Origin of the sequence: Nodularia sp. LEGE 04288 (assembly GCF_963896525.1) — a bacterium.
Lineage (GTDB): Bacteria > Cyanobacteriota > Cyanobacteriia > Cyanobacteriales > Nostocaceae > Nodularia.
Window position 1 is genome coordinate 58,785 of record NZ_CAWQOY010000096.1, and the last position, 18,013, is coordinate 76,797.

Consider the following 18,013-nt stretch of genomic DNA (forward strand, 5'->3'; position numbering starts at 1 on the left):
TCTCAAGCGGTTTTACTTTAAAGGTGGGTGGGTATGGCTATAATAATTTTTGAGCCATTCTTCTAGACTTTTACTTATTGCATCCACTACGACGGGTGTAGGCGAGATATGCAAATGATTTTGACTCCACTGCGTTAGGGTAGTGAGTAATGAGCGTTTAATGCTGCTAAGGCGGCGAGAGACTGTATATTGTTTAATTTCTAGCTGTTCAGAGATTTGTTGTTGAGTCAGCTGTTGCTGATAATAAGCTTGGAGTAATTTTTGAGCCTGAATATCCAACGCTGCTAAAGCATCCATCAAAACTTGGTTTAATTGGGCTTGTTGTGTTTCTCTGGTTGTAGACTCTTCTTGGGCAATAATTTCTGTGAGTAAGGATGGTGGTAACTCTGCGGGTAATGTATCTAATAGATTACCTGAGTCTTGCCCCTGAATCGGAGCATCTACAGACACAAACTTGGGGTAAAGAAAATCACGCACCGCTTTAGCGGAGGTACTCAGCCATTTTTCCAAAGTTTCTGGAGTCAGTTGGCTTAAGCTTTGTCTATTGTACAACTGAGTCATTGCTTGCCATGTAGCAGTATCCGGTTTCCCTAATTGACGGATAGTTTGGCTGTCACTGGTGTAGAGTTCCTTAAAACATTCCCAAGCTAAGACGTAATTATTGATAATTTGACTATTAAAACCCGCATTCGTTAAGGAATTTCCCAGCCGTTTGCGACTAATTTTATGCAGTAAAGCCCAATCTGTGCAGATATCCGCTTCCTTTCCTAGACGTAATGAATCTTTGAGGAAACGCTCAAAAGCATATTCTGCATAGCTTTTTAAATTTGTACTGTATTCAGGATTAAAATTTTTGAGAATTTTATAAATGCAGGAAATCGCCATCTGAAAACAATCAGCGATAGAAAATTGACTGATAAAATTTACGGCGATTTTTCTCGAAACCCAATAACAGACTTCTTGTAAATAAGCCGAAATATGTCCCACTGCTATGGGGTTAGATTCTATTTGCCAGATTTTGTACCAATAAAGCACCCAAAAATTATCAGATTGCTGTTGGGGGTATTGTTCTAAGCATCTTTTGATACTTCGCTGGAGTTTGCTATCTGTAGCCCAAACGTTGAACCTATCTGCATCCAACTGCACAAAAGTGGAGAAGATTTCCGTAATGCTCTGTCGGGGTTGCATAAATATTTTGTGAGTATAGAAAATTTAGAGGTTACGAATTTCTACCTAATTGTAATATACAGGACTGCGGGGGAAGCAAAAGTCAAAAATTGACCCTGAGCGTAGCCGAAGGGTAAAAAGTGAAATGCTTGCTGTGAATAGGTTTTGGACTTTTGTTATGTCCTAACCGCCAAGGACGTTGCTATATTTTCGACATTTTGGAAAAAAATTTTTCTCCCAGGTGCATAAACATATAACGCCATCGTATACAGCCACAGAGAGACGCAAGCACAGGTTAATACCTGAAAGCCCAGGTCAATTTATCACAATCATTACCAAATATCAAAGGAAAAAAATCATGTCTAATATCGATATTATCCGCGCTTGGAAAGATGAAGACTATCGCAACAGCTTGAGTGAAGAACAGCGTTCCCAATTACCTGAAAATCCCGCTGGACTCATCGAACTACCTGATGAGGAGTCCGATGCTTTGTCTGGTGGTTGTTCATATTTTACAGGAACTTGTGGACGTGTCTGCGCGGTACTCACACCTAGATATGGCTGCACAATCTGTGGAGGCGGAGGTTTCACATCTTGAGGTAGTGGAATCGAGAACCTAAATAGCCCATTTCGGTATGCGATGTCTACGCCTGTCGCAGGCATCGCAACTTTCTTAAGTAATCTTACTGTAGCACTAAGAAGATTGGGTAGGCGATGGCTTGCCCATTTTCGGAAATTTCCAATAGACCAGGACTTACGCAACAATTGCCAAAAATCTTGATTTATCGAACCGCCAAGCCGCCAAGAACGCCAAGAAAACGTAGATTATGCGTAAGTCCTATAGACATCTCCAGAAAAGAATTAGAGAAGTTCCATGGAACGTCTCTACAAGGGTTATAGAAAACGCACATTTAATTCTCACCAGATGTCTAATGAGATAATTTCATTTTTGTTGATGCGGCAATTGGGCTTTTTTTGATTTTTTACAAATATTTCATTGGTTATTTTTAAGGAAAAAATTATGTCAAATATACAGACAATACAAACTTTAGAATCTGAAGAAATTAAAGTAAATTCAGATAATACAATTAATCAGCCAATTACATTATGTTCTGCTTGGTATCAAGCTATAAATTTATCGGAGCGGATAACATCCTTATCTCTAATTCCCAAAGATTTAAGTTCTAGAAAAATTAATGCTGAATTTGCGGAGCGTCATGTACAGCGATGGAAGTCTTTACCTCCGTTTTCTACTGATTCTTATTTCGCGCAACGTCTAGCAATCAATGGCATAACTGAGGCGGAATTTATTGATTTACTGGGTGAATCAATGGAGGCGGTACGCGATCGCTATCCCAATCCCCCAAAATGGTTAACAGATACAACTTTAGCCTTTTCTGGCCATTTACCGCGACACAATCCAGAAAATCAAAATTTTTTAGATGCGATCGCTCCACTAATCCTCCAAGGATGCGATCGCCTGCGAGCCGGAATTGCATCACTGATTGAAACACAATCTCACCTCCCTTTTGTTCCCAGCACTATTGTAGAAGTGCTTTGGCAAAATCTGCCAGAAAAGTTACTGGGGATGTTAACTCCAACAATGGTTTTGGAACTGAATGTAGCCCGCCTCCAAGGAAATCTCCCAGGGGAAACATCCGCAGCCAGATTCCACAGCTTTTTAGAACATTTATCCCAGCCTGAAAACACACTAAATCTGTTACAAGAGTATCCCGTTTTAGCCCGCCAACTAGCAACAGCGATTGAACAGTGGGTAACATTTAGTTTAGAGTTCTTACAGCACTTATGCTCTGATTGGGAAACAATCCAAAATACTTTTAGCCCAGACAACGATCCCGGCTTGCTGATCGGATTAGATATGAGTGTAGGCGATCGCCATAAAGGTGGACGCAGCGTAGCCATTGCTCAGTTCAGTTCTGGTTTGCAACTAATTTATAAGCCCAAATCATTAGCTGTAGACATTCATTTCCAAGAATTATTACTCTGGTTAAATCAACACAGCGATCTTCCTCCATTCCGCACCCTGAAAGTTGTTGATCAAAGTACATACGGATGGGTTGAGTTTGCACAAGTACAAAACTGCTCCAACTCAGTGGAAGTTACCCGATTTTACGAGCGGATAGGGGGATATTTAGCGTTACTGTACGTTCTCGAAGCCAGAGACTTTCACTTTGAGAATCTGATTGCATCGGGAGAACATCCCATATTAATTGACTTGGAAGCACTTTTTCATCCCCGAATTGATGAATCAGAACACAACAAAGTAAATCAGTATGCTAACAGTATCATGTACGATTCAGTTTTACGGGTCGGACTCCTACCCAATCGCGTCTGGTCAAACCCTGAGTCTGGAGGTATTGATGTCAGTGGTTTAGGCACGATCGGCAAACAACTAACACCAGACCGTCTTCCTTACTGGGAAGGTGTAGGTACAGATGAAATGCAGTTGAAACGCCGACAAATGGAGATGGTTGGGGAGCAACATAGACCAACTCTGAATGGGGCTGAAATCAATGCTTTCGATTATACAGAATCCGTAATTACTGGATTTAGCAAAATTTATCAGCTGTTGTTACAACACCGAGAGCAACTATTAGCAGAAGATAGCTTGTTAAGTAGGTTCGCTAACGATGAAGTGCGGGTGATTCTGCGTCCCACACGGACTTACGGATTATTACTCATGGAGAGTTTCCATCCCGACTTACTCCGGAACGCACTGGATCGAGATTGCTACTTTGACAGGTTGTGGATGGATGTCAAAAATCAACCAGAACTAGCCAGAATCATCGCTGCTGAACAGGAGGATTTACACAATGGTGATATTCCCATATTTGTCACCCGTCCTCACTCCCTAGACCTCTGGAGCAGTAATAACGTCTGCATCCCCAATTTCCTCACAGAAGCCAGTGGGATGGTAGTTAGACGTTCCTTAGAACAACTCAATGAAACTGATCTCAAACAACAACTCTGGTATATTCGGGCTTCCCTCAGCACCTTAGCTACTGATGTAGAGCGAGTAGAACCCACCAACTACTTTTCCACAAAGCCCCAAACTGCTGCGAACAGGGAACAGCTGTTAGCGGCGGCGCGAGTGATTGGCGATCGCTTAGAGGAACTAGCACTACCGGACAAAGGTAATGTGACTTGGATTGGTTTGACACCGACCCTCACCAGCCAATTATCCTTAATTCCCTTGGGGTTGGATCTTTATGGTGGTGTTGCTGGGGTGGCACTTTTCCTCGCTTACCTCGGTGATGTTACCAAAGAGGAACGCTACACTCAACTGGCAGAATCGGCAGTCAAGACATTACAAAAGCAGACCAAGTTAGGTAAATCTTTTCTCAAGTTCGTTGGTGGCTTTAGCGGATGGGGAGGCGTGATCTATACCTTGACTCATCTGAGTGTATTGTGGTCACAGCCAGAACTATTAACTGAAGCTGAATCCCTGCTGGAAATTCTCCCCTCTGCGATCGCTCAGGACGAACAATTAGATATTATCGGTGGATCAGCCGGATGTATTCTCAGCTTAGTCAATCTCTATCATTCTCACCCTTGTGAAAGCATTATTCAAATCGCCCGTCAATGCGGTGAAAGGTTGCTGACACAGGCGAAATCAATGGCAGAAGGCATCGGTTGGGTGGTGCATCACGCTGGTACAAAACCTCTAGCTGGTTTTTCTCACGGTGCAGCCGGGATAGCCTTAGCATTGCTGGAATTAGCTGCATTCACAGGGGATACACGGTTCCGTACAGCCGCCTTGGATGCGATCGCCTACGAAAGAACTCTATTTGATATCCCCGAAGGAAATTGGCTAGATCAGCGCGACGTAGAGAGTCCAGGCCAAGCCGTTAACGATCATGCCTTTATGACAGCCTGGTGTCATGGTGCGCCGGGAATTGGATTAGCTCGTTTGCGCGGTCTTCCACACCTCGACAATGACAAAATTCGGGCGGAAATTAACACAGCCCTGAAAAACACTCTTGCTCAGGGATTTGGTAGCAATCATTCCCTCTGTCACGGAGATTTGGGCAACCTCGAATTACTATTGCAAGCCAGTCTCACCCTTGACGATCCTCAGTGGAAAACTGAAGTTGACCGCCTAGCTGCCGTCATTCTCGAAAGTATTGACCAACAAGGCTGGCTCTGTGGTGTTCCCTTGGGAGTGGAGACACCAGGACTAATGACCGGACTAGCAGGTATTGGTTATGGATTATTACGCCTAGCAGCACCCCAGGATGTTCCTTCCGTACTAAGTCTAGAACCCCCTCACCTGAACAGCCAAGTATAGAAACCAATCGAGTCTGCCACACTACCCCATAACTAACCATGAAATTCCAGCTGATTCAACAACAAAGTGAAGAAGACTGTGGCGCTGCTAGTCTGGCTTCTGTTGCTAAACATTATGGTAAAACCTTTAGCATTAGCCGATGTCGGGAAGCTGTCGGCACTAGACAGCAAGGAAGTTCCCTCTTAGGATTGAAACAAGGCGCAGAAGCTCTGGGTTTCAATGCCAGAGCCGTTAAAGTCGCTCTGGAACTCTTTGATGAAACAACCGTTCCTCTACCAGCAATCATCCACTGGAAAGGTTATCATTGGGTAGTTTTCTATGGTAAGCAGGGTAATAAATACGTCGTTGCCGACCCCGGTGCAGGCATTCGTTATTTAGAAAAAAAGTGGTTTCTAGAAGCATGGAGCAATGGGGCGATGCTCCTACTAGAACCAGATTCAGTCCGCTTTTTTACTCAAGAAGATCAACAAGAAAAAATTGGCGGTTTGGGACGATTCCTGCGGCGTGTTTGGCCTTATCGTGCCATTGTTGGACAAACCCTGTTGCTCAACTCGATTTTAGGTCTGCTCTCCCTCGCTTCTCCCTTTTTGTTGCAAATTCTCACCGATGATGTGCTAGTTCGCGGAGACAGACAACTTTTGACGAGCGTGGTAATTGCTGTGGTTGTTATGCAGCTAGTTACCAGTAGCCTACAGTTAGCACAATCAAATATGGTCGCTCACTTTGCCCAACGTCTGCAACTAGGGCTAATTTTTGAATTTGGGCGACAAATTCTCCGCTTGCCTTTAAGTTATTATGAATCCCGTCGCAGTGGCGAAATTGTCAGTCGCCTAGAAGATATTCAACAAATTAATCAGTTAATTTCTCAAGCTGTTGTCAGTCTACCGAGTCAGTTATTTATCGCCTTAGTTTCCATGAGCTTGATGCTGTTCTACAGTATAAAACTGACAGCTGTGGCTGGTGCGATCGCTATTTTAATGACTCTTTCCACAATCCTTTCACTGCCCACTCTCCAGCAAAAAATTCGCAGTGTTTTAGTCTTATCCTCCGAAAACCAAGGCGTTTTAGTCGAAACCTTCAAAGGTGCGATTACTCTCAAAACCACCGCCGCAGCTCCCCAATTCTGGGAAGAGTTCCAGAGTCGATTTAGTCGCCTCGCTAACCTGAGCTTCCGGACTATTCAAATTGGTATTCTCAACGGCATATTTTCCAACTTAGTCTCCAGCATCGGCAGTATTGCCTTGCTCTGGTTTGGTAGCACTCTAGTGATTCAGCAGGAATTATCTATTGGGATGCTCTTGGCATTTAACAGTATGAATGGTAACTTTACCAGCTTTATTAAAACTACTATCGATTTTGTGGATGAATACACCCGTGCCAAAACTGCTACCCAACGCCTCACAGAAGTTATTGACGCTACCCCCGAAACTTTAGATCATAGCCAAAAGCCTTGGGTAAAAGTTCAAAGCAATGCAGACATCACCTGTACTAACCTCAACTTCCATCATCCAGGCAGAATGGAACTGCTGCAAGATTTCTCCCTAACTATTCCTGGCGGTAAAGTAATTGCCCTGATTGGTAAATCTGGTTGTGGTAAAAGTACCTTAGCGAAATTAATTGCAGGTTTATATCCCCTCCAGTCTGGAAATATTCGCTTTGGGATTTATAATCTCCAAGACCTGGCTTTAGACTGCTTCCGCCAACAAGTGGTTTTAGTTCCTCAAGAAGCGCACTTTTGGAGTCGCTCGATTATGGACAACTTCCGCTTAGGTTCCCCGGATATTACCTTGGAGCAGATTGTGCAAGCTTGCCAAATTGCTGGGGCTGATGAGTTTATCAGCAACCTCCCGGACAAATATCAAACGGTGTTAGGAGAATTTGGTGCTAATCTCTCTGGGGGTCAAAAGCAAAGATTAGCCATTGCTAGAGGAATTGTGAATAACCCAGCCGTGCTGATTTTAGATGAATCTACTGGCGCTCTTGACCCTGTGAGTGAAGCCGAAGTCTTAAACCAATTGCTGACTCATCGCCAAGGTCAAACCACTATTTTAATTAGCCATCGCCCTAAAGTGATTCAGCAAGCTGATTGGATTGTGATGTTAGAAAAAGGAGAACTGAAAATTCAAGGTTCTCCAGAAGTTTTATCTCAGCAAGTTGGGGAGCATTTAGACTTTCTCGACGGTGTGGATATATCGAGAGTCAATGGTTTCACCAAAAATCCCGCTAACTTTCATTTGAATGGAAGTTCTGCAATCAGCATTCGCTAATCTCTACCCAGAAAACTATTATGGTTAACCACATTAACGCAGACTCTCTGCCCATAGTTGAAAGTGATGAATTTCTGCCGCCCATTGGTAATTGGGCAAGATTAGGCAGTTTGGTAATCGTCGCTGGTGTGGGGATAGCGATCGCACTAGCTTCTGTGATTGAATATAAAGTCACCATTAAAGGCGAAGCCAGTATCCGCCCGATGGGAGAATTACGCCTTGTGCAAGCAGCCACGGAAGGTCAGGTAACAAACATCTTTGTGAAAGAAAATCAAGCCGTGAAAAAAGGAGACGTGCTGGCTACTCTCGATGATTCCCGCCTGCAAACTCAAAAAAGTCAACTGCAAAACAACATTCAGCAGACACAACTGCAATTACTACAAATCGATGCCCAAGTTAAAGCTTTAAATCGTCAAATTCAAGCAGAAACACAACGGAATAGTCGTGCAGTTATTTCGGCTCAAGCCTCGCTGAATCGCGCCCAAAGGAATTATCAAGACCAGCAAATTAATGTGAAATCCCAAGTAGAAGAGGCTGAAGCTAATTTAAAAAGAGCGCAAAATGAGTTAACTCAAGCACAGGTGCAACTGCGTTCAGCTCGTGCTAACTTCCAGTCAACAGAGGCGGCGATGAGCGCAGCTCAAGCTAAACGCGATCGCTATCAGAAGGTAGTGCAAGCAGGTGCTTTGTCTCTCAATCAATTAGAAGAAGTGCAGTTAGATGTGGCTCAACAACAACACGCGGTTGAAGTGCAACGAGCTACTGTGGAGGCGCAACAACAAATTATTGCCCAGCAACAACAATCTGTAGCCGCAGTCCGAGCGCAACTGCAACGAGTTGAAGCCGGACTCAATCCCAGTGATGCCGAAATTGCGATCGCTCAAGAGACTATTGCTCAAGAAAGTGCTGGCGGTGAAGCCACTCTCGCCATCCTCAACCGAGAATGGGAAGCTTTGTTTCAGCAGAGGATTCAAATCAAAAATCAGATCCAGCGTGACACTAGCGAACTACAACAAGTAGAAAGCAATCTCAGTCAAACCAAAATTACAGTCCCGGAAGACGGGATTCTCTCTCAATTAAACCTGCGAAACCCTGGTCAATCGGTGCGTGTGGGTGAAGAAATTGCTCAAATTTTTCCTAGCAATGCGCCTTTAGTGATCAAAGCCGCCGTCTCCCCTAATGATGTGAGTAAGTTGGCAAAAGATCAAAAAGTGCAGATGCGGGTTTCTGCCTGTCCTTATCCCGATTACGGTACTCTTAAAGGTGTTGTCAGTCAAATTTCTGAAGATACGGTCAAATCTCCAGGAAATCAGAATGTCTCCACAGTCGCCAATGCTTCTAGTTCCATGCAGGGTGGTGCAAGTTCTTTCTACGAAGTCACGATACTCCCCGAAAGCTTTTTCTTAGGTAAGAGCAACCATCAGTGTACTATTCAACCAGGAATGCAGGGAAGAGCTGATATTATTTCGCGCTCAGAAACAGTCCTGAAATTCCTGCTCAGAAAAGCTAGGTTAATTGCCGACTGGTAGTATGATGTCCGGCAAATGACCAAAAATATAGATGTAGGTGTATAAATGGGTGCGATGGTGCGGAGCGATCGCACTAGGCGATCGCAATGCCAAAAATTAGAAAAACTCAGCCATAGATCAATACAGTTCAGTTAAGCAATTTTTTCCTTCTCTTTATTTTCTCTCTGTGTCCTCTGCGCCTCTGCGGTTCGTTAAAAAAAATAAAATTAGCCTTAACTGAACCGTATTGAGCCATAGATGACCATCTCATAAAGATGTGTCAAATTAAACACTCTCTACATCGTAGGATATTTAATTTTCAGGTACAGGGTTTTGTCCAGCAGGTAAATTATTCTTCAAACTGGGTTGGCAACAATTAATTAATGGTTGATTAGCTATTTCTTCTAAGCCAGCCGAATCGAGTAAAGTTGTCCACTGTGCTAAGAAAGTCTCATTTTGGGGATTGCTAAAGCGTAATTCTGCCAAACTCATAATAGCATCATACCAAACACCATTTGCTGCATAAAGCGTCGCCTGTTGTGGCAATGTTGCTTGTTGAAGTTGTGCTGTTAACGTGGAATTTTGGTTAATCCTTTGCACCCAACCATCGGCATAATCTAGTTTCGTCGGTTGTTTTTGGTCGCATTGAACCCGTACCTTAAAAAACCAGTGATACATTTTTCCCACCTGCAATGAGGCTTCACTTGGGGGTAAATTAACGCTAATAATTCCTGGTGATTCTGGTGGTTTCAAAGAAGTTCGATACAAAGTTTTACTTTTGTTTTCCGTTTGCTCTTGCAAAACAAACTCGATGTTAGCTATAGATGAGGCATTGTAGGGAACAAAAAACAAGAAATTAGGATTTTCAGTGTTTGTTAAACCCCAAACTTGAGTTATGGGAACAACCGCTGGCGTACCTTGGTTCAGAGTCTGTTGATAGGTCGGCACTAAGGCTGTTACCGTTTGATTAGCTGCGTCGCATCCACGGCTTGCAGCCCCACTTCTCGAACCTGCTGCACTTCGGTCTGGTGGTGGTGGTGGTGGGATAAATTCGATTGAGGTCAGATGATGATTAATTGGTAACGCCTGGAGTTGTAAAGGGGAGGATATGTTACTAATGAATGCTATGCTCAAAGCTATAGTTAATTGCAGGTTTTTCATAATTCGTTGTTAAGCAAAAAAATAGTTTTATAATTTTTTGATCGGCTTGATCACGGCTACTAAGATGACAGCACTACCTCCTAAAGCGATCGCCGCAGGTACGAAGGGAACCCAACAACTATATAGTATTAATAATATCAGGCAAAAACCGTATAAACTCAGAAATGCCACCCCAACCGCCAAGCCTAAATAAGCGAGTTGTCGCAGATAAACCACCAGCAAACCCCCTGTCATCGCCCAAACCCAAACCCAAATCACTTCCCCCCAGACATTCCAAGTCCATAACAAAGGTCGCCCATCCAAAGCCGCACTCAACAACTGACTCACCATCTGTGCTTGTAAATAAACTCCGGCTATTTCCTGTGGCTTACCTTGAGAGGAAGCATAGGGAGTCAATGAATAATCACGAAAGCTTTCGGCTGTTGTGCCAATTAAAACTATTTTGTCTTTGACTGCATCGGCTTGTAGTTGACCAGCCAGTGCTTGTTGTAGGGTAATGCGGGGTGCGATGGTCAAAGACCGACCGGAGGTCATCGCTTCTAAGTTCGGAAAGGAGCGATAATTGAGTAAAATTTGGTGTCCCAACGCGTCAATACCTTGGTAGCCTCCGGTATGAGCCTCAATTGGTTTTAAGGTTAGCTTACCTAATTGCCATGCACCATCAGGGCTAAATTGTAACTGGATTCCTTCAGCATATAAATAACGTAATGTCAACTGCACATTTAAGGCATAAGGTGCAGTACAGGGAGATGAGGGAGGGGGAGTTAACGCCAACAGATGCCGGCGTACCACATGATCAGCATCAATCACAATATCACTGAAGCCGAGAGAGTCAGGGGAAACTTCTGGCGGTGGTTTGATGCCTGGTTTGCTAGCTTGGGGGTTGCTAACTTGACATACTGCCACAAAGCGATCGCTTTTTCTCATCCGTTCTGCCAACATTGGATAAGCTGGCTGTACAGCATAATCTCGGTATATATCCAAACCAATCACCCTTGGTTGATATGCCTCCAATTTTGCTAACAACTGATCCAAAGCTTCATCTGATAAAGACCCCCGTCTATTGTCAGATTGGGCTTGTACATCTTCTTCAGTCACAGTAATTACCAGTATGCGAGAATCTGGTTTTTCCTGGGGACGCAAACTTAGCAAGTGATCAAACGCCATTAACTCCCATGATTGCAGTAAACCCAAATACCGTACCCCCATTAACAATGGTGTGATGACTATGCTGGCAAGGATCACCGCAGACAAAGCTTTTCCTAAGTTCACACCTCCCCTAGTGGAGATTTTAGGTACAGAAGATATTTGCTGAATACTCTGGTTGAAGTGTAATTCTCGCCACAGTAGAGGCATCGCTGCGGGATTTTGATAAATTACAGGCAACCAAGTCGCACAGGGAAATTGACTTTCTAGCCCTTGCAACCGTTCCCGCGCTTCTCTGACTGCTATGTATAAAGACTCACCACGAGCAAAAGCTTCTAAAAAGTACTTCAGGAATTCTTGCGCCACCCGATCAGGAACTGGTTCCCGCATCACAATGATTTGGGGTATATGCAAATCGGCAAACTCCCGCGCCAAACCCAAACCATCACAAGAATTAAAAATTGCCAAATGTAAACCTCGTTCCACTGCTTTTCGCAAGGCGTACTTTAACTGACTAATTGTCAAACACTCTGTTTGATTAAGATCAATTTTGCCTTCATTCCCGCTTTTATCAGTAGCACTATGTCCGGCGAAAAACAAAATCTGCCAGTCTTGTTCCCATAGCTGGTCAGTCAAGTCTTTGCTTGATGGCTCCACTAAGAAGGTAGTATTAGCATGAGGTAATTCTTTTAAAAGCTGACTATCTGTTTGGATATCAATTCCCTGACTATTACCCAAAATTGCTAAAACCTTCACCTGCAATTGAGGGGGTGAGTTGCGGCTAACTTGTTCATAACAAGGCGCACTCAGAGCGATTTCGGCTTGGGGATAGCGTTCTAATAAATCCCACAAATGCCAAGGCAGTTTTTGCAATCTCAGGTCATTGGTTTGTAGTAGTATGCGGATCTGGTCTGACGGTAGCAGTTTTTCCAGCAATTTTTCACGGATAGGGCGAAAACTAGTGGATGATAGCCAGGTATTTAAGTGAAATTTCAAAACATCCCCAGCCTTTTCGCAATCTACCAGAGAAGGAGTTTGTGGCGATCGCTTAGGAATACCAATGGGGCGACCAGAAAATTTCAGTTGACAGTAAATAGACTGCCATTGATGGTAACAAAGAGGAATATCTGAGTCTGGTGGTAATTCGCCAGTAATTTCGACAACTGGTCGCACATTTTCATCACCAATTTGTAGCGTTACAGGAAACCCCGCCTCAAAACTGCCTGTACCTAACTTTAAAACTACTAACTTGCTCAACGTCAGTACTCCACATATGGCGATGTAACTTACCGTGAGTTAGATAACCTCTCCCCAACCCCTTTCCGACGCGAAGAATGGTTTAAATATCTTTGAATTTCAAGGAAAAATCAAACTTTGAAAGCCTCTCTCCTTCTAGGCTATCGTGTACACACATCCTGAACTAAAGAGATTTTCCAGTTCTGAAAACAGAATTTAACCGAAAATCCAGTTCCCCTCCTCGCTTGCGGGGAGGGGCTAGGGGTGGGGTCTTATGGCAGAAAAAAGCAATTTCCCGACTTGTGTATACACCGTAGCTCCTTCTAGGGGAGAGGTTTGGAGAGGGGTTTTTTCCATCCGTCGAACTCACGTTACTTTAGTACAAAATCAGACACTACTATATACGACTGCGATCAGGATCTATGCAACGAATGAGCCATAAATTAATCAACCGAGCAAACACCACCAGAGACAGATAAACCACGAGGGGTAATATTTGGGACTTGAGCTACTAGAGATACATTACCGTTTTTATCGACAATCCAGCCTTGCGCCTCCACTATTTTCGGTGCGGAAGATAGAAGACTTTCATTGCTCACATGACTATTTTGATGCTGATTTATCGTATCTAACGTGATCCATCGTGCTGTAGATACTTCACCTTGGAATGGTTCTATAGGACTGCGGGCAATTCCGCCCCGTCCGGTGACAGTGAAAGAACTACGTCTAGCAGAACTTCCGGGATTACAACTAGAAACAATTTCTTGTGACACATCTGTGAAATTATCCGGCAACTGTACCAAACCGCGACTAGGATCTAAATCAGGTGTATTAACTGTGACTGTACCTGTTAAGCCAAACTGGGAACTAGCATCAATATCGTTGGTATTATTTCGTGGAGTTGATAAGCGTTCTTCTAGACTAAAAATACCACGAGCATTAATATCAACCTTGCCACCTCGCCCTTGAAAAGCATTAGCAGTGATATCGTTATTTTCATTAGGGATAGCAACAATAAAACCATCCGGTGCATCAATGAAGATGTTGCCACCATCACCACCAGCCCCATCAATACCTGCGGTAGTTGAGATTTGATTATTGCGGCGTAATAACAAAATATCGTCGATTTTGAGCCGAATATTTCCGCCCTGACCTAATCTAGTTGTGGCTGAGATCACCCCTTTTTTGTCTAGCAACAGGTTACGAGCTAGCACTTTTAAATCACCTGCATCTCCTCCTCCCTGATTATTCACAGCAATTTCGGCTCCATCTCGCAGCGTTAACCTCTGGGTTTCAATTCTCAAGAATCCCGCATTGCCGGCACCTTGAGAGCCAGTAAACACACCGCTAGGAAACCGCTGACCCGACTGATCTCGAAAAAACGGTCGATTGGGAACCTGTGGTACTGTGCCAACGAGTTCAATTGAATCATCAGCTGTGATAGAAACATTTCCACCTTGACCGCTACTAAAAGTCCCAGCGCCTATTTGCGCTCCTTCTGCGACGATTAATCGATCCGTGTCAATTTTAATTTCGCCTCCGTTGCCTTTACCGCGAGTAGCCGCAAACACAATAGTGGGAGAGCCATTATCAGCAGTGCCAGTTAATTGGATCTCGTCAGCCTCGATGTTAATGCTCCCCCCCTGGCCTGTACTGTTCTCAAAAACAGCTGCTAAAATTTGCGCTCCGTTGCTAGCGAAAAACCTGCCCGTAATGACTGTCACCGTACCGCCTTCCCCATCACCTTCGGTCTGTGCTGTCAAACTGCTCCCAAAACCAATTGCTGTCACTGACTCTAAGGCATTTATGACTATATGGCCTCCCTCACCATTATTAGTAGTTATGGCAGTTACTTTTCCCCCATCCAGGAGAATCAGCTTCCCTGTGTGAATCTCTACATCACCAGCTTTTCCAGTCCCTCTGGTCTGTGCTTCCAAGGTACTGGCAACATTCGTATTTTGGTCAATGCCAATCACTTGGACTGACTCCCTCGCATTCACGATTATATTGCCTCCCCTACCCTCATTAAGTGTGGCAGCGCTTACCTGTCCGCCATCCAGGATAATCAGCTTCCCTGTGTGAATCTCTACATCACCAGCGTTTCCAGTACCTCTGGTCTGTACTCCCAAGGTGCTGGCAACATTCGTATTTTGGTCAATGCCAATCACTTCCACTGACTTTGAAGCATTGACAAGTATATTGCCTCCAGTACCCTGATTCAATGTGGCAGCGCTTACCTGTCCGCCATCCAGGATAATCAGATTCCCTGTGTGAATCTCTACATCACCAGCTTTTCCAGTCCCTCTGGTCTGTGCTTCCAAGCTGCTGGCAACAGTCCCATTTTGGTCAATGCCAATCACTTCGACTGACTCCCTCGCATTCACGAGTATATTGCCTCCACTACCCTGATTAGATGTAGTAGAGCTTACCTGTCCGCCATCCAGGAGTATCAGATTCCCTGTGTGAATCTCTACATCACCAGCTTTTCCAGTCCCTCTGGTCTGTGCTTCCAAGCTGCTGGCAACAGTCCCATTTTGAGCAATGCCAATGACTTCGACTGATTCCCTCGCATTCACGAGTATATTGCCTCCACGACCCTGATTCAATGTGGTAGCGTTTACCTGTCCGCCATCCAGGAGTATCAGATTCCCTGTATTAATTTCTATTGTGCCACCCTCACCAGTATTCTCACTGGCAGCAAATAAGCCACTAGAACCAATTGACGCAATACCAATAGCTTCCACTGACTCCGAAGCGTTCACCAGTAAATTTCCCCCACGCCCCTGACTAAAAGTTGTGGCACTGACCTGGGCCCCATCTCGGAGTACCAGTCGCTTAGTTGTGACCTCCACTCTGCCGCCCTCACCAGTACTCTCACTGCCGGCAACAGAAAATAAGCCAGTGGCAAATTTTCCAGTTTCAGCAATTCCTGTGGCTTCGACTAACTCTGAGGCGTTGACAATAATTTTCCCGCCATTGCCTTGGTTAAAAGTACTAGACGATACTTGCGCCCCATTTTGGAGAAGCAATTTGCCTGTGTTAATTTCTATATCACCAGCTTTTCCGCTACCTGTAGTTTCACTTAAAAAGAGACTAGATTCTCCATTGGGGGCGTTTCCACTGGCTTGGATAGATTCAGAAGCTCTGATGCTGATAGTTCCTCCACTTCCCTCACCCCGCGTCAGGGACAAAATAAATGAACCATCTTGTAGCGCTACTCGCCGTCCCTGGATTTGAATATTGCCACCTCCAGCACCACTAGTATCAATAGCAGCAGCTTGGGAAAGGCGGATTTCTTGGAAGTTCTGCACGTCCTGATTGCTCAATTCCCAGCCTGGGTTCGTTGGGCTAAGACCTACTAAACCCTCTCCTTGAACGCTCCAAACTTCAACTCGCCCTGATTCGGCGCTCAAACTTCCGCCTTCCAGCACGACTTCACCACCAGCCAGAGCCAAGGTTTGACCAGGTTTCACCTCTAGACCACCAGTGCGATCGACCTCTAGTACCTCACCAGTCTGCTGATTAATTCTGAGTTCATTACCCTGTCCCTGTACGAGAATTCTGCCTGCATCTTGTCCATACCGCAAGCCAATGGGAACATTCAGCGTTAGCAAAGGAGGAGCAGAGGGGTTAGTAGTGCTAAATTCTATCCCATCCGTAAATTTGATGCTCTGAGCAGTACTGGCTAAAAAGGAACCACTGAGGTCAAGCCTCGCATTAGGTCCAAAAATAATGCCGTTAGGATTTAGTAAAAATAGATTGGCTCCACCGTTGACACCAAGGGTACCCAGAATCGTCGATGGGTTAGTTTCAGTTACTCGACTGAAAATGTGTTCAATTCCCCCAGGATTAGCGAAAAAGACTCGTTGTCCATCGCCAACATTGAATTCTCGAAAACTGTGAAATAGGCTTGTACCTCTGATAGCTCCGCCATCAACCCGATCAGCAGGAAGACCGTCTATGCTAACATTTGGAGTCAGCATAGAACTTTCGGCACTTAAGGAGGAATCAGGGGTAATCTGAGCGTTGGCAAAATCTCCGGATGCAGTGTATGCAGTACACACTGCTAAGAAACTGGCTACCTTAAACGTCCAGCAACAATTTGACCAACTTAGACCCATGATGCCATCCTCAAAAATATTAGGACTTTAATTTTGCACAAAAAATAAATCTATTTCAAAGAAAATTTGAGACCAGGTTGCCGCTGGTGGTGGTGGTGGTGGTGGTAGTGGTGGTAGTGGTGCTAGTGGTGTAGAGGAACCATTAGGCAGAGGAGGTAGCGGAGGTAAAGTAAATTGGTCAATTGCCCCATTGATTTGTTCTTGTTGACTGAGAGTCAGTTCCGTGAACAAGTCGATATCTTTCAGGTTTTTCTGTTTGTCTTTCATTTTTTTTGTTGATTCAGTCTCTTACTAGCAGATGCATTTTGCAAAACAATCAGCCTCTTATAGCACTGACGAATTAGTGAACACGCTTACATTTAATTCTTCAACTTAAGTTTAAACTTTTACGTAATTTTAAATTTTTTATCCAAAAACTTACCTGATATAGAAACTACCATATTTATACTCCAGGTTTTTTATCTATTCTTGATACTCTCAGGATTGAAGTCACTGAGATTTTCTAGGCTAAACCTAGAAGGGACAGTCAAGTATCCCCCTAGACCCTCAATACAACGACCAAAAAAGTGTTGCGATCGCGCTTACTTTAAATTCAACACTTCTGCTTCAGAACCGAACACAAATAACACAGCGATTAAAATCGTGGTCAGTGAGCCTGTCGAACTGCTCGTGTCGCTTCCCTCTCAGGTCTAAAGACTCGCTCGTTTCCCGCATACCGCGAGGTCTTATGAAAAAAAATGGGTAGTTAAAAGACCTGTACGCCACTTGCTCATCGGGGAAACAGTGACATTAATTTGTCGCTCTACAGCGTAAATCGGGATGACTGGATTCGAACCAGCGGCCCCTTCGTCCCGAACGAAGTGCGCTACCAAGCTGCGCCACATCCCGCCACAGTAAATATCCAACCATCATATCATAAATCATCAATGATCAAAATCTCCTCACTATATATAGATGAAAAATATCTTCATACGCCTTATGTGAGATGGGGTAGCAAAAAAGAAGGGGAAACCACAAGATAAAGGTAACGACACCAAAGCTTGAGGTCTCCTAATGAATATGGTAGACGGTTCGACCCTATTGACGACAATTTTTGTG

9 protein-coding genes and 1 tRNA gene are annotated in these 18,013 nt (G+C 44.3%); 4 read left to right on the forward strand and 6 right to left on the reverse strand.

Translation table 11 applies throughout. From position 1 onward, the window contains the following. Positions 1-12 precede the first annotated feature (12 nt). Positions 13-1,188: a sigma-70 family RNA polymerase sigma factor gene (locus tag AACX33_RS08775; protein ID WP_193998721.1), complete on the reverse strand. Its 1,176-nt coding sequence runs from the start codon at positions 1,186-1,188 to the stop codon at positions 13-15. Positions 1,189-1,525: 337 nt separating this feature from the next. On the opposite strand from AACX33_RS08775, the gene AACX33_RS08780 reads away from it, so the two are divergent. The 4 genes from AACX33_RS08780 to AACX33_RS08795 all read left to right on the forward strand — a co-directional run bounded on the left by AACX33_RS08780 (position 1,526) and on the right by AACX33_RS08795 (position 9,272). After that, the gene (locus tag AACX33_RS08780; protein WP_193998722.1) at positions 1,526-1,765 is read left to right on the forward strand and encodes a mersacidin/lichenicidin family type 2 lantibiotic; all 240 of its coding nucleotides are present in this window, start codon (positions 1,526-1,528) and stop codon (positions 1,763-1,765) included. A 423-nt stretch (positions 1,766-2,188) separates the two neighbouring features. Then, on the forward strand, positions 2,189-5,476 hold the full coding sequence (locus tag AACX33_RS08785) for a type 2 lanthipeptide synthetase LanM family protein (RefSeq protein ID WP_193998723.1): 3,288 nt from the start codon (positions 2,189-2,191) through the stop codon (positions 5,474-5,476). A 38-nt stretch (positions 5,477-5,514) separates the two neighbouring features. Beyond that, positions 5,515-7,743: a peptidase domain-containing ABC transporter gene (locus tag AACX33_RS08790; RefSeq protein WP_193998724.1), complete on the forward strand. Its 2,229-nt coding sequence runs from the start codon at positions 5,515-5,517 to the stop codon at positions 7,741-7,743. Positions 7,744-7,763: 20 nt separating this feature from the next. Continuing rightward, complete coding sequence (locus tag AACX33_RS08795; RefSeq protein WP_193998725.1) at positions 7,764-9,272, forward strand: HlyD family efflux transporter periplasmic adaptor subunit; 1,509 nt, start codon at positions 7,764-7,766, stop codon at positions 9,270-9,272. Between the two features lie 291 nt (positions 9,273-9,563). Here the strand turns inward: AACX33_RS08795 and AACX33_RS08800 are convergent, their stop codons facing one another. The 5 genes from AACX33_RS08800 to AACX33_RS08820 form a co-directional block, all read right to left on the reverse strand. Next, positions 9,564-10,412, reverse strand: coding sequence for a DUF928 domain-containing protein (locus tag AACX33_RS08800; RefSeq protein ID WP_193998726.1), 849 nt, complete (start codon positions 10,410-10,412; stop codon positions 9,564-9,566). 27 nt (positions 10,413-10,439) lie between these two features. After that, complete coding sequence (locus AACX33_RS08805) at positions 10,440-12,815, reverse strand: CHASE2 domain-containing protein (RefSeq protein WP_193998727.1); 2,376 nt, start codon at positions 12,813-12,815, stop codon at positions 10,440-10,442. A gap of 422 nt (positions 12,816-13,237) precedes the next feature. Further along, on the reverse strand, positions 13,238-16,915 hold the full coding sequence (locus tag AACX33_RS08810; RefSeq protein WP_193998728.1) for a two-partner secretion domain-containing protein: 3,678 nt from the start codon (positions 16,913-16,915) through the stop codon (positions 13,238-13,240). 27 nt (positions 16,916-16,942) lie between these two features. Beyond that, positions 16,943-17,182, reverse strand: a complete 240-nt coding sequence (locus tag AACX33_RS08815) for a hypothetical protein (protein ID WP_193998729.1) — start codon at positions 17,180-17,182, stop codon at positions 16,943-16,945. Between the two features lie 547 nt (positions 17,183-17,729). Beyond that, positions 17,730-17,803 (reverse strand) — tRNA-Pro (locus AACX33_RS08820). Positions 17,804-18,013 lie beyond the last annotated feature (210 nt).